The sequence below is a fragment of the Herbaspirillum lusitanum P6-12 genome (assembly GCF_000256565.1).
GTDB classification, from domain to species: domain Bacteria; phylum Pseudomonadota; class Gammaproteobacteria; order Burkholderiales; family Burkholderiaceae_D; genus Herbaspirillum; species Herbaspirillum lusitanum.
The window spans coordinates 1-20,494 of record NZ_AJHH01000676.1 but is presented as its reverse complement, the minus strand read 5'-3'; the positions used below and the strand labels follow the sequence as shown (position 1 = coordinate 20,494).

General features: G+C 62.3%; 19 protein-coding genes and 1 pseudogene. 8 read left to right on the top strand and 12 right to left on the bottom strand.

Translation table 11 applies throughout. From position 1 onward, the window contains the following. The 6 genes from HLUSI_RS0122390 to HLUSI_RS0122365 form a co-directional block, all read left to right on the top strand. The coding region (locus HLUSI_RS0122390; protein WP_040503785.1) for an ABC transporter substrate-binding protein at positions 1-633 on the top strand (633 nt) is incomplete at its 5' end. Beyond that, entirely contained in the window at positions 630-1,604 is a 975-nt protein-coding gene (locus HLUSI_RS0122385; RefSeq protein WP_016836087.1) for an ABC transporter permease, read from the top strand. The genes HLUSI_RS0122390 and HLUSI_RS0122385, both read left to right, overlap by 4 nt. 31 nt (positions 1,605-1,635) lie before the next feature. Beyond that, positions 1,636-2,538 carry an ABC transporter permease gene (locus HLUSI_RS0122380; RefSeq protein ID WP_016836086.1) on the top strand — a complete coding sequence of 301 codons (903 nt, stop codon included), beginning with the start codon at positions 1,636-1,638 and terminating at the stop codon, positions 2,536-2,538. A 10-nt stretch (positions 2,539-2,548) separates the two neighbouring features. Further along, positions 2,549-3,094, top strand: coding sequence for a carboxymuconolactone decarboxylase family protein (locus tag HLUSI_RS0122375; protein ID WP_016836085.1), 546 nt, complete (start codon positions 2,549-2,551; stop codon positions 3,092-3,094). Continuing rightward, complete coding sequence (locus HLUSI_RS0122370; protein WP_016836084.1) at positions 3,091-4,485, top strand: LLM class flavin-dependent oxidoreductase; 1,395 nt, start codon at positions 3,091-3,093, stop codon at positions 4,483-4,485. The genes HLUSI_RS0122375 and HLUSI_RS0122370 overlap by 4 nt, the downstream gene beginning before the upstream one ends. Before the next feature lie 22 nt (positions 4,486-4,507). Beyond that, the gene (locus tag HLUSI_RS0122365) at positions 4,508-6,223 is read left to right on the top strand and encodes an ABC transporter ATP-binding protein (RefSeq protein WP_016836083.1); all 1,716 of its coding nucleotides are present in this window, start codon (positions 4,508-4,510) and stop codon (positions 6,221-6,223) included. On the opposite strand, the gene HLUSI_RS33345 is transcribed toward HLUSI_RS0122365, so the two are convergent. Beyond that, positions 6,136-6,411, bottom strand: coding sequence for a hypothetical protein (locus HLUSI_RS33345; RefSeq protein WP_162098090.1), 276 nt, complete (start codon positions 6,409-6,411; stop codon positions 6,136-6,138). The genes HLUSI_RS0122365 and HLUSI_RS33345 overlap by 88 nt on opposite strands. On the opposite strand from HLUSI_RS33345, the gene HLUSI_RS0122360 reads away from it, so the two are divergent. After that, entirely contained in the window at positions 6,410-7,165 is a 756-nt protein-coding gene (locus HLUSI_RS0122360; RefSeq protein WP_016836082.1) for a MetQ/NlpA family ABC transporter substrate-binding protein, read from the top strand. The two genes, HLUSI_RS33345 and HLUSI_RS0122360, sit on opposite strands and share 2 nt — an antisense overlap. A gap of 158 nt (positions 7,166-7,323) precedes the next feature. Here the strand turns inward: HLUSI_RS0122360 and HLUSI_RS0122355 are convergent, their stop codons facing one another. The 3 genes from HLUSI_RS0122355 to HLUSI_RS0122345 form a co-directional block, all read right to left on the bottom strand. Beyond that, positions 7,324-8,190, bottom strand: coding sequence for an ABC transporter permease (locus HLUSI_RS0122355; RefSeq protein ID WP_016836081.1), 867 nt, complete (start codon positions 8,188-8,190; stop codon positions 7,324-7,326). 37 nt (positions 8,191-8,227) lie between these two features. After that, on the bottom strand, positions 8,228-9,112 hold the full coding sequence (locus HLUSI_RS0122350) for an ABC transporter ATP-binding protein (protein ID WP_016836080.1): 885 nt from the start codon (positions 9,110-9,112) through the stop codon (positions 8,228-8,230). A 65-nt stretch (positions 9,113-9,177) separates the two neighbouring features. Continuing rightward, entirely contained in the window at positions 9,178-10,200 is a 1,023-nt protein-coding gene (locus tag HLUSI_RS0122345) for an ABC transporter substrate-binding protein (protein WP_016836079.1), read from the bottom strand. 449 nt (positions 10,201-10,649) lie between these two features. Here HLUSI_RS0122345 and HLUSI_RS0122340 point away from each other — a divergent pair, with 449 nt between their 5' ends. Continuing rightward, positions 10,650-12,551 carry a potassium transporter Kup gene (locus HLUSI_RS0122340; RefSeq protein WP_016836077.1) on the top strand — a complete coding sequence of 634 codons (1,902 nt, stop codon included), beginning with the start codon at positions 10,650-10,652 and terminating at the stop codon, positions 12,549-12,551. A gap of 23 nt (positions 12,552-12,574) precedes the next feature. On the opposite strand, the gene HLUSI_RS0122335 is transcribed toward HLUSI_RS0122340, so the two are convergent. From HLUSI_RS0122335 to HLUSI_RS33035, 8 genes and pseudogenes are all read right to left on the bottom strand, one after another. After that, entirely contained in the window at positions 12,575-13,411 is an 837-nt protein-coding gene (locus HLUSI_RS0122335) for a DMT family transporter (protein ID WP_016836075.1), read from the bottom strand. A 94-nt stretch (positions 13,412-13,505) separates the two neighbouring features. After that, a pseudogene (gene trmB, locus HLUSI_RS30080) lies at positions 13,506-14,179 on the bottom strand (tRNA (guanine(46)-N(7))-methyltransferase TrmB). Between the two features lie 187 nt (positions 14,180-14,366). Beyond that, entirely contained in the window at positions 14,367-14,624 is a 258-nt protein-coding gene (locus HLUSI_RS0122325; protein ID WP_016836074.1) for a BTH_I0359 family protein, read from the bottom strand. 420 nt (positions 14,625-15,044) lie between these two features. Further along, positions 15,045-15,776, bottom strand: coding sequence for a response regulator (locus HLUSI_RS0122320; RefSeq protein ID WP_016836073.1), 732 nt, complete (start codon positions 15,774-15,776; stop codon positions 15,045-15,047). 211 nt (positions 15,777-15,987) lie between these two features. Beyond that, the gene (locus HLUSI_RS0122315) at positions 15,988-18,273 is read right to left on the bottom strand and encodes a sensor histidine kinase (RefSeq protein ID WP_016836072.1); all 2,286 of its coding nucleotides are present in this window, start codon (positions 18,271-18,273) and stop codon (positions 15,988-15,990) included. Then, positions 18,270-18,938, bottom strand: a complete 669-nt coding sequence (locus HLUSI_RS0122310) for a DUF4390 domain-containing protein (protein WP_083831026.1) — start codon at positions 18,936-18,938, stop codon at positions 18,270-18,272. The genes HLUSI_RS0122315 and HLUSI_RS0122310 overlap by 4 nt, the downstream gene beginning before the upstream one ends. Continuing rightward, entirely contained in the window at positions 18,910-20,244 is a 1,335-nt protein-coding gene (rsmB, locus tag HLUSI_RS0122305) for a 16S rRNA (cytosine(967)-C(5))-methyltransferase RsmB (RefSeq protein WP_016836070.1), read from the bottom strand. The genes HLUSI_RS0122310 and rsmB overlap by 29 nt, the downstream gene beginning before the upstream one ends. 1 nt (position 20,245) lies before the next feature. After that, positions 20,246-20,410, bottom strand: a complete 165-nt coding sequence (locus tag HLUSI_RS33035) for a hypothetical protein (protein WP_016836069.1) — start codon at positions 20,408-20,410, stop codon at positions 20,246-20,248. Between the last annotated feature and the right edge of the window lie 84 nt (positions 20,411-20,494).

Here is a 20,494-nt window from a genome sequence, read left to right as displayed (position 1 = left end):
GTTACAAACGACGTTTGCGTGACCGAAGCCCTGCTCGATGAAGCCGGCCTCAAGCGCGGCGCCGACGGCACCCGCCTGCGCATCAATCTCGACTACCTGCCTTACGGCGACGACTACAAGCGCAGCGGCGAATACATCAAGCAGGCGCTGAAACGCATCGGCATCGACGTCAACGTGCGCGCGCAAGACACGCCGACCTACACCAAGCGCGTCTACGGCGATCGCGACTACGACTTGTCGGTGGTATGGTTCGCCGGCTTTGCCGATCCGCTGGTCGGCGTGACGCGCGCTTACTGGAGCGATTCGGTCGGCAAGAATATCCCGTGGAGCAATGGTTCCGGTTACCGCAACGCCGAAGCCGACAAGCTGATCGAACAGGCCCAGTCCTCGGCCAGCCAGACCGAACGCGTCGCGCTGTTCAGGAAACTGCAGCAACGCGTGCAGACCGACCTGCCGTCGATTCCGCTGCTTGAGCTGCACTTCTTCACCGTGCAGGCCGCCAACCTGAAGGACACCGTCGCCGGCGTCGACCAGATCTACAGCTCGCTCAAGAATGCCTGGTTCGACAACGCGCCGAAGGTCGCCAACGCGGCGCAGGCTACCGCATCGGCACCGCCACAGGCCGCCAAATGAAGATCCGGAGCATCGTCGTGCGCCGCCTGCTGCAGCTGGTCAGCGTGGCGCTCGGCGTCACCATCATCAACTTCTTCCTGCTACAACTGGCGCCGGGCGACGCCGCCCAGGTGCTGGCAGGGGAGGCCGGCGCGGCGACGCCGGAATACATGGCGGCGCTGCGGGCGCAGTTCGGCCTCGACCAACCGCTGCTGGTGCAGTTCTGGAAATACATACTCAATCTCGCGCACTTCAATCTCGGCTACTCGTTCCGCCACGGCATGCCGGTGGCGCAACTGATCGGCGAACGCGTGCCGGCGACCTTGCTGCTGATGGGCGCGAGCATCTTGTTCGCGGTCGTGGCCGGCGCCACGCTCGGTGCGATCGCCGCCTACCGTGCCGGGCGCATTGCCGATGTCGTGATCTCGACGCTGGCGCTGGTGTTCTTCGCCACGCCGTTGTTCTGGATCGGCCTGATGCTGGTGGTGGTGTTCTCGGTCTGGCTCGACTGGTTGCCGGTCGGCGGCATGTTCACGATCGAGGCCGGCTACACCGGCTGGAAATACATCCTCGACGTCGCCCGTCATCTGGTGTTGCCGGCGGTGACGCTGGGCCTGTTCTACATGGCGGTCTACACGCGCCTGATGCGCGCCACCATGGTCGAAGTGCGGCGCCAGGATTTCGTGCGTACCGCCGTCGCCAAGGGCGCGCGGCCGCCGCGCGTGCTGTTCACGCACGTGCTGAGGAATGCCTTGCTGCCGCTGGTCACGATGCTGGGCGTGCAGGTCAGCTCCATCATCGGCGGCGCGGTGCTGGTGGAAACCGTGTTCTCCTGGCCCGGCCTGGGACGGCTGGCGTTCGAGGCCTTGTTCCAGCGCGACTTCAATCTGCTGCTCGGCATCCTGCTGTGCAGTTCCATCGTCGTGATCGTGGTGAACTGGGTGGTCGACTTCGTCTATACCCGCCTCGATCCGCGTATCCGTTTTGCCTGAGTATTTTGCCTGAGCTGAAAGTGAATCTGCAATGAGCGAACTTGTTTCCACGCTGGCATTGAGTACTGCCGACGCTCCCGCCAGCCTGATCGCCGCGCCGGCCACGCGCGGCTGGTTCGCGCGCCTGCTGCGTTCGCCGTCGGCACTGATCGGCGGCGTGCTGCTGTTGCTGGTGGTGCTGATGGCGCTGTCCTCGCCCTTGCTGTTCCCGGGCGATCCGCTGGACATGGTGGCGGAGCCTTTCCTGCATCCCGGCGTCGACGCTGCGCATTTGCTCGGCAGCGACATGCTCGGCCGCGATCTGCTGAGCGGCATCTTCCACGGCGCGCGCGTGTCGCTGCTGATTGCCGTGGTGTCGACCTTGCTTGCGCTGGTGCTGGGCATCAGCGGCGGCTTGCTGGCCGGTTACTACGGCGGCCTGGCCGATGCGGTGCTGATGCGCGTGACGGAATTCTTTCAGACCATTCCATCCTTCCTGTTCGCGTTGGCAATCGTGGCGGTGGTGCAGCCGAATCTGGCGACGATTGCGCTGGCCATCGGCGTGACCGCCTGGCCGAGCCTGGCGCGGCTGGTGCGCGCCGAGGTGCTCAAGCTGCGCCACAGTGAAATGGTGCAGGCCAGCGCGGCCCTCGGCGCCACCGATCTGCGCATCATGCTGCGGGATATCTTGCCCAACACGTTGACCCCGATCCTGGTGTCGACTTCGCTGATGGTGGCTACCGCCATCCTCACCGAATCCAGCCTGGCCTTCCTCGGCCTGGGCGACCCCAATGCGGTGAGCTGGGGCAACATGGTCGGCTCGGGTCGTGAAGTGATCCGCACCGACTGGTACATCACGACGATTCCCGGCATTGCGATTGTGATCACGGTGCTGGCATTGAATTTATTAGGCGACGGACTGGCCGACGTGCTCGATCCGCGCGACAGAAAATAGGAGAAACACCATGGCACGCGTATCCACCTTGTTGTCCAACCAGCTGCCCGAGGGGGCGGCACGCACGATCTTCGAGAAGGTCGAAAACGAATACGGCGCCTTCGGCAACATGCTCGGCGTGCTGGCGCATCGCCCGGCCTCGATCGAACACATCTACGGCCTGCTGCTGCAGTTCGCCGCCGAAGGCAATATCTCCAAGCTGCACCTGGAAATCGTGCTGGTAACCGCCTCCAAGGCCAACGAATGCAGCTACTGCGTCTCGCACCACGCACCCAAGCTGGTCGCACAGCATGTATCGGCGGAAACCGTCGAGCGCATCCTCGACGCTGACGTGCCCGGTCTCGGCCCGGTCGAATTGCTGGTGCGCGACTATGCGCTGGCGGTCACGCGGCAACGCGTCGGCGACAGCCTGGTGAGGCGCCTGCGTGAGCATTTCTCGGAGTCGCAGATCGTCGAACTGACCTTGCGCACCGCGCTGTGCGCCTTCTTCGCGCGTTTCAACGAAGCGCTCGACGTCCAGCTCGAACCCGAATACGCGACCGCGGACGCAGCATGAGCAATAGCGACAAAAAAGAAATCCGCCTCAACGCGTTCAACATGAATTGCGTGAACCACATCAACCACGGCTTGTGGACGCATCCGCGCGACCGTTCGCAGGATTACACCGACATCGCCTACTGGACCGATCTCGCCAAGCTGCTCGAGCGCGGCAAATTCGACGGCCTGTTCCTGGCCGACATCGTCGGCGTCTACGACGTTTACCAAAACTCGGTCGACATCACGCTGCGCGAGTCGATCCAGTTGCCGGTCAACGATCCGCTGCTGCTGATCTCGGCGATGGGTTTCGTCACCGAACACCTCGGCTTCGGCATTACCGCCAACCTGACTTACGAGGCGCCGTTCCTGTTCGCCCGGCGCATGTCCACGCTGGATCACCTGACCAAGGGCCGGGTCGGCTGGAACATCGTCACCGGTTACCTCGACAGCGCCGCGCGCGCGATGGGTCTGTCGGAACAGCTGGAACACGACCAGCGCTACGATCGCGCCGATGAGTTCATGGAAGTGGTCTACAAGTTGTGGGAAGGCAGCTGGGAAGACGATGCCGTCATTCGCGATCGCCAGAACCGCATCTACGCGCAGCCGGACAAGGTGCACAAGATCAAGCATAGCGGCGATTACTACAAGGTCGAGGGCTACCATCTCAGCGAACCGTCGCGCCAACGCACGCCTGTGCTGTACCAGGCGGGCTCGTCCGGCCGCGGCCAGGCCTTCGGCGCACGCCATGCGGAGTGTGTGTTCGTCTCCGGCCAGAGCAAGGAGGCGGTGCGCAAGCTGGTCACCGGCATCCGCGAGGGCGCGGTGCGGGAAGGGCGCCAGGCGGACGACGTCAAGATATTCATGGGCCTGACCGTGGTGGTCGCGCCGACTGAAAAGGAAGCGCGCGAAAAGTACGCCGAGTACGCACGCTACGCCAGTCCCGAAGCCGGGCTCGCGCATTTCTCCAGCGGCACCGGTATCGATTTCTCGCAGTACGAACTGGACGAGCCGATCCGCCAGGTCAAGACCAATTCCATCGAATCGCTGGTCAAGACCGTGACCAATCCCGAACTCAACTGGACCAAGCGCAAGCTGCTGGAGCAACTGGAACTGGGCGGACGCTACGCCACCATCATCGGCTCGCCGCAGCAGGTGGCGGACGAACTGGAAGCGTGGATACGCGAGACCGACATCGACGGTTTCAACCTCACGCGCACGGTCACGCCGGAGAGCTTCGAAGCCTTCGTCGACCTGGTGATTCCGGAGCTGCAGACGCGCGGTTCCTACAAGCACGACTATGCGCCGGGCACCTTGCGCGAAAAGTTGTTTACCGGCAGCGGCGCACGCTTGCCGCAGCAGCACACCGGCGCGCGCTATCGCACGAATAAACGCACCGACGTACCAGCATAAGCATCACCACAGGAAGAATCCCATGAGCCAGCTCCTCGACATCCGCAACCTCAACGTGTCCTTTCCCGGCCACGACGCCGTGAAGGATCTCAGCTTCGGCATCGCCGCCGGCGAGACGCTGGCGCTGGTGGGTGAATCCGGTTGCGGCAAGTCGACCACGGCGCTGTCGCTGCTGCGCCTGCTGCCGCCGAGCGCGCAGGTATCGGGCAACATCGTGTTCGAAGGACGCGACTTGTCGGCGCTGCCGGAGGACGAGATCTGCGCTTTGCGCGGCAATGCGATTTCGATGATCTTTCAGGAACCGATGACCTCGCTCAATCCGGTGCTGACCATCGGCCGGCAGGTGGTCGAGGCGATCCGCCTGCATCAGCCGCTGTCGCCGCAGGCCGCCAAGGCGCGCGCGATCGAGTTGCTGGAACTGGTGCGCATTCCCGAGCCGCAGCGCCGTTTCAACGACTATCCGCACAACCTGTCGGGCGGACAGCGCCAGCGCGTGATGATCGCCATGGCGGTGTCTTGCCATCCGCGCCTGCTGGTCGCGGACGAGCCGACCACCGCGCTGGACGTCACCATCCAGGCGCAGATCCTTGAGTTGCTGGGCCAGCTGCGCCGCGACCTGTCGATGGCGGTGCTGCTGATCACGCACGATCTGGCCGTGGTCGAGCAATGGGCCGACCGTGTCGCCGTCATGTACGGCGGCCGCAAAGTGGAGGAGGCGAGCAGCGCCATCCTGTTCGACCGGCCGCAACATCCTTACACGCGCGGCCTGCTGGGCGCGTCGTTGCAGATGGAGCAGGATTATCACTACCGCGACGGCCGGCTACCCGAAATCCGCACCGGGATCGAAGACGGCGAACGCATTTTCACGCTGACCGAACGTGCGCATGCGCAGCCGTTATCGTCACTCTTGCCCTTGGATCCGGATGCGAAAGCCTTGCTGTCGCTGCAGGATGTGCACACTCACTACCGTTCGCGCAACAGCGTGGTGCACGCGGTCAAGGGCGTGTCCTTCGATATCGCCGCAGGCGAATCGGTCGGCCTGGTCGGCGAATCCGGCTGCGGAAAATCCACGCTGTCGAAGACCATCGTGCGGCTGGTCGATGCCAGCGCCGGCAAGATACTGCTCGACGGCGACGACATTGCACAGCTCGACAGTGCGCGCCTGCGCCCGTATCGCCGCCGCGTGCAGATGATTTTCCAGGACCCGTACGCCTCGCTCAATCCGCGCCACACGGTGGCCGAGATCCTCGACGCCGCGCTGGTGATCCACGACGTCAAGGACAAGACCGAACGTCGCCGCCGCATCGAGCAGATCGTCGACCTGGTCGGCCTGCCGCAGCGCGCCTTGCGCAGTTATCCGCACCAGTTCTCCGGCGGCCAGCGCCAACGCATCGGCATCGCCCGCGCGCTGGTGCTGAAACCGGCGCTGGTGATCTGCGACGAGCCGGTATCGGCGCTCGACGTCTCGGTGCAGGCGCAGATACTGAACCTGCTGGTCGACCTCAAGCGCGAATTCGGCCTGTCGTATCTGTTCATCTCGCATGACCTCTCGGTGGTGCGCTACATCGCCGACAAGGTGCTGGTGATGAACGGCGGGCGCATCGTCGAGTCGGGCGACCACAACAGCATCTGGCAGGCGCCGCAGCATGACTATACCCGTTCGCTGATTGCCGCCGTGCCTTCTGCAGCGGCGCGCCGGCAGGTTGAGGAAGAACCGCGAGAGTTGTTGATCGCCTGATTGATCGCTTGTTTTTCTGCACGATTGGAAAGCGCATATTCAAGCGCCAAAAGATTCGTTTTGTTCGCGGCGGACGGCAGATAAATTAGCGCTATTTGAGGAAGATTCATGGCGCGATTTTTTACCCGTTTGCTGACGGCTGGTTTTACCGGTTTATTGTTGGCGAGCGTTGCAACAACTTTTTCCATGACTGCCGCGGCGCAGGAAAAGACCTTGAAGGTGGGCGTCACCAGCGGCCCGCACGCGCAGATTTTTGAAGTGGTCAAGCGCGTCTTCGAGCGCAGCAATCCGGGCTACAAAATCCAGATCGTCGAGTTCAACGACTACATCCAACCGGACGCCGCGCTCGATGCGGGCGAGCTCGACGCCAACAGTTTCCAGCATCGACCCTTCTTCAACGCGCAGATCAAGGCGCGCGGCTACAAGCTGTTCGGCACCGGGCGCACCTTCATCGGACCGATGGCGATCTACTCCAAAAAATACCGCAGCCTGAGCGACATTCCGGCCGGCGCCAAGATCGGGATTCCGAATGATCCGGCCAACGAGAGTCGCGTCTTGTTGCTGTTGCAGAAGCATGGCGCGATCAAATTGCGCACAGGTATCGATCCCCTGACCGGCATCAATGCGACGCCGATCGACATTGTCGATAATCCGAAGAAGTGGAAGTTCATCGAGATCGATGCGGCGCAATTGCCGCGTACTTTGGATGATCTGGATGCGTCGGCGGTGAATGCGGATTATGCGGCGAAGGCCGGGTTGCATCCGGTGCGCGACAGTCTGGTCGTGGAAAACGGCGACAGTCCTTATGCTTGCCTGATTGCGGTGCGGGAGAAGGACAAGGATCAGGTTTGGTTGCCCAAGCTGGTGAAGGCTTATCAGTCGGATGAGGTGAAGAAGTTTATTGATGCGGAGTTCAAGGGTGGGATTTTGGCGGCTTGGTGATGTATGCGTCGGTTGTTCCGACTTTTGTTTGTCGGTAGCTAAGACGGATATTTCTTCGATCAACCTTTGCCGGGCTACCCCCGGCAGGGTTGATCGAAGAAAGAACAGAAGAAGCTACCGATAAACGCGAAGTCGGGACAAAACACAAAAGACACAGCCTACCGCTGCATCCCCCACCGCTTAACAGTCAGCTTTTCAATAGTATTAAACCCGAAATTCTCCACCACCAACCCAATCAAGATAACCATCGCCAACCCCGCAAACACCTTGTCGGTATACAGCTCATTGCGATTCTGAAAAATATACCAGCCCAGCCCGCCCTTGCCGCTGGAAGCCCCGAACACCAATTCCGCAGCAATCAGCGTACGCCACGCAAACGCCCAGCCGATGCGCAATCCGGCAAGGATCGAAGGCAAGGCCGCCGGCACCAGCATGAACAGCACGAACCGCAGACCGCGCAAGCCATAATTGCGCCCGGCCATCCGCAGGGTGTCCGACACGCCCAGGAATCCCGCATAGGTATTTAACGCCAAAGCCCACAATACCGAATGCACCAGCACAAAAATCAGGCTGTTCTCGCCGAGTCCGAACCATAGTAAAGCCAGCGGCAACATCGCAATCGCCGGCAGCGGATTGAACATCGACGTCAGCGTGCTCAGCAGATCGCGGCCGAGTTGGGTCGACACCGCCAGCGTGGTCAGCGCGAACGCCAGCGCGATGCCGATCAGGTAGCCCTTGACCAGCACCTTGAGCGAGATCCACACCTTGCCGATCAGCTCGCCGGTGATGACGCCGTCAGCGAAGGCGTGTGCAGTCTGCGCGAAGCTCGGCAAGAGCAGATCGTTGTCCTGGATACGCGCGATGATTTCCCAGATCAGCGCCAGCACCAGCAGGATCGCCGCCTTGCGCACCCAGCTTTGCTGCCAGATGCGCTGCGGCAGTGACAGCGTGCGTTCCAGCGGGACGTCGTCGAGCGGCGTCAGGGCAATTTCATATTCGTCGCGGATGGGGGGAGAAATGCTCATGGCAGGCCGGGTAATGAGATGGACGGGATCGCACTGCTCAATATGAGAAGCGCACATCCTTGAAATTGACATGCGCCGGTTCCGGATGCCCAGAGCGTTCGTCGAACAACAGGCGATGGATGCGCCGCGCGGTTTCCTGGAAGCCGACGCCGCCCAGGCTTTGCAGGTCGTATTGATGGCTGTTGATCTCGGCGCGCACGCGGCCCGGATGCGGCGACAGCAGCAGGATGCGGTTGCCGACCACCAGCGCCTCTTCAATCGAGTGGGTGACGAACAGCAGCGTGAAGCGCACCTCTTCCCACAGGATCAGCAGTTCTTCCTGCATCTTGCGGCGGGTCAGCGCGTCGAGCGCGGCAAAGGGTTCATCCATGAGCAGGATCTTGGGCTGCATGGCCAGCGCGCGCGCAATCGCGACACGCGCTTTCATGCCGCCCGACAGCGTGTGCGGATAGGCGTCGGCGAATTTTCCGAGGCCGACCTTGTCGAGGTAGTGCAGCGCGCGTTCGGCCGCTTCGCGCTTGCCCAAGGTGCGTGAAGCCAGCAACGGGAACATGACGTTCTGCTTGACGGTTTTCCACGGCGGCAGCTGGTCGAATTCCTGGAACACCACGATGCGATCCGGACCAGGTTGATGGATTGCGGCGCCGTCCAGGCGGATCTCGCCGGCGGCCGGTTTGAGGAAACCGGCGACGGCTTTCAGCAGGCTCGACTTGCCGCAGCCGGACGGCCCCAGCAGCACGAAACGGTCGGCCGGGTAGACGTCGAAACTGACATCGTGCGTGGCTTGCACCACGGCGGTGGCGCTGCGGTATTGCAGGCCGACGCGGTCGACCTGCAGCAGCGGCGTGTGTTCGCCGACGGCGCGCAGGATCGGCGCATCGGGATTGTGCGGATTGTGCAGATCAGCTGCCGGGCTGGGCATGGGCGGCGCTCACTGTGAGCGTGATGACTGCGACTGCTGCCGCGATGAGGGACGTGGCGCGCATCTCAGCTGCCTCCATTGATGTGGGCGTCGTCGAAGAAGTAATCCTTCACCGAGGCCGGCTTGTTCTTGATGGCGCCGACGCGGTGCATGAATTCGGCCAGCGGATAGGTATTCTGCGGCGCGATCTTGAACTGCACTTCGGGGTTCTTGATGATCTTCAGCAGCAGGTTGCGGTCGATCTTGGCGTTGCTGACGCGGATGTAGGTATCGGCGGCCTTGTCGGGATTGGCGGCGATGAATTTGGCGGCTTCATCGAGCGCGTCCAGGAAGGCCTTGTAGGTCTTGGGATTATCCTTGCGGAATTTCTCGGTGGCATACAGCACCGTGGCCGATGACGGACCGCCTAGCACCTGGTAGGAGTTCAGCACGATGTGCGCCTTGGGATTGCCGGCCAGTTCCTGATCCTGAAACGGCGGGTTGCCGAAGTGGGCGCTGATCTCGGTGCCGCCGTTGATGATCGCCGCGGCGGCGTCGGGATGCGGCACGGCCACGCTGATCTTGTCGAGCTTGTTGTACTGGGCGTCGCCCCATTGCTTGGCCGAGGCCAGTTGCAGCACGCGCGATTGCACCGAGACGCCGACGGCGGGCAGCGCGATGCGGTCCTTGTCGGTGAAGTCGGCGATGGTCTTGACCTTGGGATTGTTGCTCACCAGGTAGTAGGGGAAGTTGCCCAGCGAGGCCGCGCCGCGCACGTTCTGCCGGCCATAGGTGCGGTCCCAGATGGTCAGCAGCGGCCCCACGCCGGCCCCGGCGATGTCGACCGAGCCCGACAGCAGGGCGTCGTTGATGGCCGAGCCGCCGGAGAGCTTGAGCCACTCCACCTTGATGTCCACGCCAGCGGCCTTGCCGTGCTTTTCGATCAGTTTCTGGTCCTGGGCGACGTTCAGCAATAAATAGACGACGCCGAATTGTTCGGCAATACGTAACTGCAGCTGGCCTTGGGCGCGTGCGGGGGCGGTGGCGGCGAGGCCGGCGGTCAGCAGGCCGAGGCTCAGCGCGGCGCAGAGAAGTCGTTTGGCAAACATGGATGCTCCGGTAAAAGCGGGGACCTCGTTCTGGTGGAAGAGGGCTTAAGAACAAACGCGGGTGAAATCGCCGTTCTTTATGAGCTAGGAGTATATAAAGACGCTCGCCGAATGAAAAACGCGTTTATCGCATATCTTTATGCGTTTTTCGCTGCATTTTGGGAGCTATAGCCGCGACTTGCGTTTTTCCACAAAACTCGCCGCGCCTCTCCGGACCGCGATGCTCGCCGGCGCGCCGATGTCAAGACTGAGCCATCCGGTAGATGCCTTTGCACAACGCAGCATCCCGGAGGGGGGATAGTGCGATAAAGTACGCGCTATCCGGTTTCACCGGCGCAACGCGCATTAAAAGCTGCGGGTCGACACTAGACTACAACGACGACTAAGTGCCGACTAAGTGACGACTAAAACGCTGCAGACATGAGCATCAAATCAAATACGGGAAAACAATGAGTTCAACTCAGGTCAGACCAAATTATTCCTTCCGGTCGCAAAAACTCCACATCATCACTCTGGCGGCCCTCGGCGTCGTGTTCGGCGATATCGGCACCAGCCCGCTGTATGCGTTGAAAGAGTGCTTCAGTCCGGAACACGGCATCGCGTTTTCGCCCGACGCCGTGCTGGGCATCATTTCAATGCTGTTCTGGTCGATCACGATCGTGGTCTCGCTCAAGTACGTGCTGTTCGTCATGCGCGCCGACAACAACGGCGAAGGCGGCGTGCTGGCGCTGATGGCGCTGTCGCTGCGCACCGCCGTCAATGGCTCGCCACGCGCCAAGCTGCTGATGATGCTGGGCGTGTTCGGCGCCTGCATGTTCTATGGCGACGTGGTGATCACGCCGGCCATTTCGGTGCTGTCGGCGGTGGAGGGCATGGACATCGCCGCGCCGGGGACCTCGCATTACGTGATCCCGCTGACGCTGGCGATCCTGACCGGCCTGTTCCTGATCCAGCGCCACGGCACCAATCTGGTGGGCAAGCTGTTCGGGCCGATCATGTTCCTGTGGTTCATTTCGCTGGGCGCGCTGGGCCTGTATCACATCCTCAAGGCGCCGGACATCCTGGTGGCGATCAATCCGTATTACGCCGTGCATTTCATGATCGAGCATTCGCTGCAGGCCTTCATCGTGCTCGGTTCGGTGGTGCTGGTGCTGACCGGCGCCGAAGCCTTGTATGCCGACATGGGCCACTTCGGCATCCGGCCGATCCGCTTCGCGTGGTTGTACACCGTGATGCCTTGCCTGGTGATCAATTACTTCGGCCAGGGCGCCAACCTGTTGTCGAACCCTGAGGCGATCAAGAATCCGTTCTACCTGATGGTGCCGGACATGCTGCTGGTGCCGATGGTGGTGCTGGCGACGTTCGCCACGGTGATTGCCTCGCAGGCGGTGATCTCGGGCGCGTTCTCGCTGACCAGCCAGGCGATTCTGCTGGGCTTCGTGCCGCGCATGCGCATCCTTCACACGTCGGAAGACGAGCGCGGCCAGATCTATATCCCGCTGATCAACTGGATGCTGCTGGTGCTGGTGGTGGCGGTGGTGCTGGCGTTCAAGAAATCGGACAATCTGGCGGCGGCGTACGGCGTCGCGGTGACGACCACGATGGTGATCACCACGATGCTGGCGGGGGTGGTCATGCGCGCCGAGTGGAAATGGCACCCGGTGCTGGTGACGCTGGTGATCGGCGCTTTCATCACGGTCGACCTGGCGTTCTTCACGGCCAATCTGCTGAAGATCGCCGACGGCGGCTGGTTCCCGCTGCTGCTCGGCGGCGTGGCGTTCTTCCTGCTGATGACCTGGTATTCGGGGCGCATGTTGCTGCGCATGCGCATCAAGGATGACGGCATTCCGCTGGAGCCCTTCGTCGAAGGCCTGCTGGCGCATCCGCCGCACCGGGTCGGCGGCACCGCGGTCTTCATGACCGGCAACATCAACACCGTGCCGGTGGCGCTGCTGCATAACCTCAAGCACAACCGCATCCTGCACGAGCGCGTGTTCTTCCTCAAGATCAGCATCTGGGACGTGCCTTATGTCTCCAACGAAGAACGCCTGACGCTTAAGGACCTGGGCGGCAACGTCTACCTGCTGCGCGCGGCCTTCGGCTTCAAGGAAGCGCCGGAAGTGAACAAGGTGCTCGACCTGACGTCATCGCAGTTCGGCATCGAGTTCGAGCTGATGGACACGTCCTTCTTCCTGGCGCGCGATACGGTGGTGCCGAGCAAGTTGCTGGGCATGTCGCTGTGGCGCGAGCAGTTGTTTGCGTGGATGTACCAGAACGGCGCCAAGCCATCGGACTTCTTCCACATCCCGGCCAACCGCGTGGTGGAGCTGGGCACCAAGGTGGAAATTTAGTCGCTGTTGAAAAGACGCTCGGGCTATCTGTGCCAACCCAGCACGATAGCGCCGAGCGTGATGAGGATGCAGGCCAGGATGCGCCGCATCGTGAGTTTCTCTCCCAGGAACAGCGTGCCGATCAGCGCCGCAAACAGCACCGAGGTTTCGCGCAAGGCGGACACCGTCCCCATGGGCGCCAGCGTCACGGCCCAGATCACAATTCCGTAAGCCAGTAAAGACATCACGCCGCCCGCCAGGCTGAGCCAGTTCTGTTTGCGCTCGGCCGCCATCGGCAGGCGCCGGTGCATCCACATGAAGATCAGCGCCAGCGGGAAGCTGTCGAGCACGAACAGCCAGCCGGAATACGCCAGCGCGTTGCCGGCCGCGCGTGCGCCGATGCCGTCGGTGACGGTGTAGGCGGCGATGAAGGCGCCGGTGGTGAAGGCCGCGATCGGGCCGGACAGATTGTGGCGGTCTTTGATATTGGCCAGGCTGATGATGCCGATCGAGACCAGCGCCACGCCTAGCCAGGTGTAGATGCTCATCTGTTCGCCGACGAAGATGGCCGCGCCGATCGACACCAGCATCGGCGACGAGCCGCGCGCAATCGGATAGGACTGGCTGAAATCGCCGATGCGATAAGCGCGGATCAGGAACAGGTTGTAGCCGGTATGCAGGATCGCCGACAGGATGATGCAGGGCCACGCAGCCGCATGCGGCAGAGGCGTGAACAGCACCAGCGGAATTGCGCCGACGCCGGCGCCGATGGTCATGATGGTCAGCGAGGCAAGGCGGTCGCCGCTGCTTTTCAGCAAGGCATTCCAGGAAGCGTGCAGCAGGGCGGCGCAGAGCACCAAAGCGACGACGGCGAGGCTCATGCGGACAATCCGGTGGGGTGGGTCATGATGAAGAGCGCTGGAATCGGGGCGGCAAAAAAGGCCCTATGATACTGCGCCAGGCGCAAACCCGCCTTCAGCCGGCGTCGCTTTGCTGCGGCGGCAGCGCGGTGCGGCAACGCCACAATGCGTGTGCCGAGGCGAGGTATTTGCGCTCGAACGGCGTGATCGGCGCGTCGGTGGCGTAGGCTTCGCAGGCCGTCGCTTGTCCGCTCAGCTGCGTCAGCGCGGCGGCGAATTCTTCCACGTAAATCCGCCAGTTGCTGCGGCACTCGATGACGCCGCCCAGCGCGACGATGCTGGGGAATACTGCGTGGCCATGCCAGCGTCGCGCCAGGTGGCCGATCTTGGGCCAGGGATTCGGGTACAGCAGGTATTGGCGCGCCGGGAAAATTCTCGCGTCCAGAAGCAAGCGCCAGTAGTCGACCAGGTCGGCGCGGATGAAGCACAGGTTGTCCGGTTGCGGTCCGTCCCATTGCGTGTTGCGCCCGAGACGATCTTCCGACTGATCGATGCCGATGACGAAATGATCCGGGAATTGCGCCGCCAGGTTCAGCGTTGACAGCCCGACGCCGCAGCCGGTGTCGAGGATCAGCGGCGCCAGGCGGCGATGCTGTGCTCGAAGGCGCGCCGGTTGTAGTCGGTCACTGGCTTGCGGAACGGCGTGGCTGCATCGGCATGCCTGGCAACCAGCGCCGACAAGTGCTCGTGGACGCCGGTCTGGCTGCTGGTGATGGGCAAGGAATTCATTGAGGCGCTCAGGCGGGGAATACCGCGGCATACGCCGCAAGCCTGAAATTATAAAGCGGGAGGACGAAGAAAGCGGGACAAGAACGCGGGACCAGAAAGCAGGACAAGAAAGCAAGGCCCCGGTGCGCGATGGGCACGGGACCTGGAGACATGCGGCGCTGCCGTTGCCGGCAGGCCGCTGGTCAGATCAGTGCAGGGTCATCGGGTGACGCATCATCAGATCGTACTTGCTGAGGAAGGTATCGATGTCTTCCATCGACGGTTCCGTCGCGATCAGGTCCTGTACGTCCTTGCGGAACAGCTCGGCGGCGGGACCGTCGATATAGATTTCGCGCTGGCCGGATTTGTCCATGATTTCATAGCCGCCGAAACGCAGGGCTTCGTGGTCGCGGTCGGCACCGAATTCAACGACGCTGTATTGCTCACTGTTGTAGATCAGGTTCATAGTGGCTCCTTGTGCAAATGCTTAAGCTTTGAAAAGGAAGTGGCGTCATATCGGGGTATTTCAAGGGTGGCGCGGCGGCGGCCCTGAACGGCGTCGCTGTTGCGTCCTCCTGAATATGGTTACGGCGCAATCGGCGATAACTTTTGCCCGAATGACAAAATGACATGAAGAACGGGCGAGCTTGCAGGGCCAAAGCGGCCGGCCCTACAGGGATGGATGGGGCAGGCGCAATAAGGTTCCTGAGCGGCAAGGGCCGGGTTGCCGGCAATCAGGCTGGGGCGCGGGGCGGCAGTAAAACTACGGTAAGGCCAAGCAGGTGGGAAAACAGCGGCGAGAAGCGTGCATCAAGCTGATATCGAAGCGGGTCCGGTCGCGCGTAGGCGGGCGTCCGACGGCGTTGCGCCGTCAGTCGTCGACTATTTAGACGTTTTTCTTGGACAGCTTGCCCGGTTCGACGCCGAGTTGCTTGAGCTTGCGGTACAAGTGCGTGCGTTCCAGGCCGGTACGTTCGGCCACGCGCGTCATGCTGCCGTTTTCGCGGACCAGGTGATATTCGAAATAGGCGCGTTCGAAGGCGTCGCGCGCTTCGCGCAGCGGCAGGTCAAAAGAGATATTGGAGGCGTTGTCGGCGATCGGCGCATAGGCCGGTACGGCGGCCAGGCCATGGTGCAACGTGTCGACCGCATTTGGCGGTGCATAAGACGACAGCGGACTCGCGTGGTGATCGGCACTGTCGGCGCTGGCGGCGACGGTCGGGCGGATGTACGACACCGGACGCGCCGGCTCGCGGCTGTGCGACAGTCCTTGCTGGACCGCCTTGAGCAGTTTTTGCAGGGCGATCGGTTTTTCGAGGAAATTGAGTGCGCCGATGCGCGTGGCTTCGACCGCGGTGTCGATGGTGGCATGACCGGACATCATGATCACGGGCATGGTCAGCAAGCCGTCGCGCTGCCATTCCTTCAGCAAGGTGACACCGTCGGTGTCGGGCATCCAGATATCCAGCAGCACCAGATCCGGAACGCTGCCCAAGCGCAACTCGCGCGCTTGTTGCGCGTTCTCCGCGGTTGCTACGACATGTCCCTCATCGCCCAAAATTTCCGAGAGCAACTCGCGGATACCCATTTCGTCATCGACGACCAGGATGTTAGCCATGTGCCTGCTTTCCTCACTAGATATTTTTGAGATTTTCCATGCAACCGAAGAACTCTTTACAGCATCGCTGCAAAAATCAATCTGGCTGGGCGTATGACTGGACGGTACATGAAGTACGGCACGCAGACACACAATAACGCCGGGCTAATTCCGCAACCTTACTTGGTAAAGACCCATGTATCAACGGCAGCAATGAGAAAAATCTTAATCCTTATGCATCGGACGCTAACTTTAACAGCAAAATCAGTATTTTTGCGCCTCTTGTATCGCTACGATTTTGGATATCGATGCGACCACCATGTTCGTCGACGATTTTCTTGACCATTGCCAAGCCCAAACCCGTCCCTTTTGGTTTGGATGTTACATAAGGTTCGAAGGCGCTGGCTAAAATTTTCTGACTGAAGCCCGGCCCGTTATCGGTGATGGACAGCCGCACGGCGCTGCGGGCGACGCCATTGGAACCCTGGTACTTGACCAGTTCGGTGACGACCTCGATATGCGGCGTGATGCCGCCGTTCTCGGCGACCGCGTCCTGCGCATTCTGCAGCAGGTTGTGGATGACCTGGCGCAGTTGGGTGGCGTCGCCCATCACCTTCGGCAGATCCGGCGCCAGCCGCGCATGGATGGTGTCGCGGCCGTCGCCGGCCAGGTAGAGGTGCAGGATTTCCTCGGTCAGTGCATTGAGGTCGAGCGCCGACGGCTTGGCCGGCGGCGTCTTGGCGTATTCGCGGAAATCGTCGACCATGCGTTTCATGGCGCTGACCTGGTTGACGATGGTGGTGGTGCTCTTGTCGAGGATGGCGGCGTCCTGCGGCAGCAGCTTGTCGGCCAGGCGCATCTGCAGGCGTTCGGCCGACAACTGGATGGGTGTGAGCGGGTTCTTGATTTCATGCGCCAGGCGTCGCGCCACTTCGCCCCAGGCGATCGACCGCTGCGCCGAGATGACCTTGCTGATGTCATCGAACACGACCACGTAGCCCACTCCGCTTTGCACCGGCAGGTGCGAACCGCGCGCCAGCAGGATGGTCTTGCTGCCGTCCTTGCTGCTTTCGGCGCCGTCGCCGTTGCTGCTGCCGCTGTTACTGTTGCTGCGGTGGGGGAGTTCAATCTGCTGTTGCCAGTGCAGGCCGTCTTCGGCGCTGTCGGCGAGGTGGGCGCGCTGTTCCGAGAAGGCCTTGATGATGGCTTCGGCAAACAGCGCCTGGCCGTCGATGGTGTGCAGCGGCGTGCCGGTGCTGCCGTTGAAGTCGTAGCCGAGGATGCGGCGCACCGAGTCGTTGACGCTGACGATGCAGAATGCGCTGTCGAGCACCATCACGCCGGCCGACATGTTGGCCAGCACGGATTCCAGGTAGGCCTTGGCGTTTTCCAGCTCGGCGCGATTCTTCTCGACCGAGGTGCGCGCTTCCAGCAATTGCCGGGTCATGGTGTTGAACGATTGCGTCAGCGTGCCGAGTTCGTCCGACGTACTGACGATGGGGCGCGGCGAGAGGTTGCCTTCGGCCACCGCTTTGGTGCCTTCGGCCAGCAGCAGCAGCGGTTTGGCGAGGTCGCTGGCGATCAGGAAGGCGCTGGCGATGGCGCCGAAGATGGCCAGCAGCAGCGTCAGCGTGAGCGTGACGATGTAGATCTTGCGCAGCCCCGAGCGCGCCACCGAGCGTTGCTGGTATTCGCTGTAGGCCAGGCGCAAGGTTTCGGCGTTGGTGGCGAGGTAGTCCGGCACCGGCTGCAGGATCTGCAGGAAGCGGCTGTCGTTTTGCAGGCCCATGGCTTTGGAGGAGGCCGGCACCGCGATCACCACGTGCAGGCGCAGGTTGCCGTCGGCGTCGGACTCGCCGTTGAGCGGGCGCGAGTCATCGCTTTCCACCACCGAGAAGCCGCGCGAGAGACGGGCCTGGCGCATCATCGCCGTGGTCGGCAGAGTGGGCGTGAGCACGCCGATGCGGCCGCCCACCGTCGCCAGCACCTGGCCGCCGGCGTTGACCACGGTGATTTCCATGCTCTGGTCGCGTTGGCGCGACAGGTAGGTGACCTGTTCGGACTCCGACATGTCGGCCAGTTCCTGCGCCATTGCACGCCCGCGCGAGGCCAGGTCGGTCAGGGAGGAATCGAGCGCATTGCGGCCGAGATTGAGGCCGGACTCCAGCGCCGCTTCCATGCGCACGTCGAACCAGGATTCGATCGAGCGCGATACGAACTGTACCGACACCAGATAGATCACCGCGCCGGGCAAAATCCCGATCAGCGCGAACAGCATCACCAGCCGCGCCAGCAATTTGGAGCCGAACTTGCCGCGCCGGTAGCGTTTGTAGAGCCGTGTCAGCAGCAGGATCACCAGCAGCAGCAAGGCGATCGCAGCCAGCGCGTTGAGGCCCAGCAGCCAGGGATAGTGCTGGTCGAACAGGGCGGAGTTTTCAGAGGCGGAGGCCAGCAGGAACAGCAGGATGCTGATGACGCCGCCGCCCACCACCAGCAAATAGCGCAGGGTGCGGGTCATTCGACTTTGAAGGTGAATTCTTTCCAGTCGGAGGAAAGCCGCCAGTCGCTGTTGTTGAGTGCGTTGATCTGGAATGGTTTTGGCAACTGCGCCACGTCCAGCCGCATGCGCAGGCCGACGTTGTAGATGTCGCCGGACTTGAGCGTGTTCTTGTCGGCGATGTTCCAGCGCGGCGGCCGGCGGATCAGCGACATGGCGTCTTCCAGCGAGGAAAAGCTCTGCTGCAGCTGGCCGCTGGTGGACGCATGGTATTGCCGCGTCAGCACGTTATAGGAAAGGCGCACCGTGCGCGACACCGAGATGGAGACCTCGTCGAACCAGTACCAGCGTCGCCGCGTGAGCTGGACGTCGGTGGTGAAATACAGCGGTACGCCGCGCACCAGGGCGTCTTCCAGGCTGCGGTTGAGCTCGAAAGCATACGAGGTGGATAAACGGTAGCCGTCGTCGGTTGCTTCCAGCGAAGCATGGGTGACATCGATTTCCGCCGCCTGGATGCAGGTCTGGCAGAACAGCAATGCCAGCGCCAGCAACACGCGTTGCAACCACCGGGACGGATGTCGTAATGCAGTCGGCGCCGCCGGGGAAAGTTGGCGGAATGACGGCAGATCCGAGGAAATAAGAGCCGATTGCGTCAATTCATGGTCCAGTTTTTTGAAACAGTGCATAAAACAGGCCGTCGTGGTCGGTTTCTGCGCTGGCGGTCGGCAGCATTTGGCCCGGCGCCGGCAGTCGGACGGCGCGATGGTCCGAATTGCCTTCACTGCCTTGATGGCGGTGCGCAAAAGCCGCTGCCTGTTCTTCCGATTCCTGCGGCCACAACGAGCATGTCACCAGCAGCAATTTACCACCCGGCTTTAGCATCTGCCAAAGATTGTCGAGTATTTGGGCGGAAAGTGTTGTGAGCTGCGCCGTGTCGCTTTTGCGACGCAGCCAGCGGATATCGGGATGACGACGCACGATTCCCGAGGCTGTGCACGGCACATCGGCGAGGATGCGATCGAATTGCTTGCCGTCCCACCAATCCTGGCTATCGCGGGCGTCGCCGGCCAGCAGTTGCGCCTTGAGTTGCAGGCGTTGCAGGTTTTCCTCGATGCGGCGCAGGCGCTTGGGATCGTGGTCCAGCGCCACCAGATCGAGCTCGGCGCATTCCAGCAGATGACCGGTCTTGCCGCCCGGCGCCGCACAGGCGTCGAGTACGCGCATGCCATCTTGCACGTCCAACAGCGGCGCCGCCATTTGCGCCGCGGCATCTTGCACCGACGCCAGGCCGTCGGCGAAACCGGGGATCTGGCTCACCGGCAGTGGTTTGTCCAGGCGCACCGCGTCGGCTCCGACCTGGCGCGCGCCGATGCCGTTGAGGGCCAGCAGGTGCAGGTAATCGGGCACGTTCGACTTGCGGCGGTTTACTCGCAGGGTCAGCGGCGGCGCAGCGTTGCCGGAGCGCAGGATGTCCTGCCATTGGGCCGGATAGGCGCCCTTGAGGCGGTCAATCCACCAGGTCGGATAATTCCAGGCGCCGGGCGGGGTCTTTTCCACTTGCGGCAGCAGCGTCGCGCGCTCGCGCAGGAAGCGCCGCAGGATGGCGTTGACCACGCCCTTGGCATGGCTCATCTCGGCGTCGGCGGCAGCCGCTTCGACGGCCTGGTTGACGACGGTGAAGGCGTCGTAGGCCGGATTCTCTTCATCCAGCAACAGGCTCAGCGCACAGGCCAGCAGTCCGTGCAGGATTTCCGGTTGCGGTGGTTTGTCGGCGAGCAGGGCCAGCACGCCGTCGGCCATGCCGAGCCGACGCATCGACAGATAAGACAGGTCCTGGATCGCGCCGCGCGCCTGCGGCGTCATGTCGGACCGGGCGAACTGGCGCGCCAGGGCTTGCGGCAGCGCGGTACCGGCGCGCACGTCGACGATGGCGCGCGCAGCGCCGTGCAGGCCATGAGCCAGGGAATCAGATTTCAGGGATAGATGGGTCACATTATTGCTTGCTAAGGGCCAGTTTGACGCCGAGGCCGATGAAGGCGCCGCCGATCACGCGTTCCAGCCATGTTTTGAGACGCGAACTTGACGATGCCCGGGCGCCCATGCGGAGCGTCAGTGTACCAGCCACGAAGGCGGTGGCGCTATTCCAGAACGTCGACATGACGATGAAAGTCAGTCTCAGCAGCTGCGCACCCGCCCGCAGTAATTCTCTTCGTTAATCCGTTTCAGCCCGCTGAAACAATGT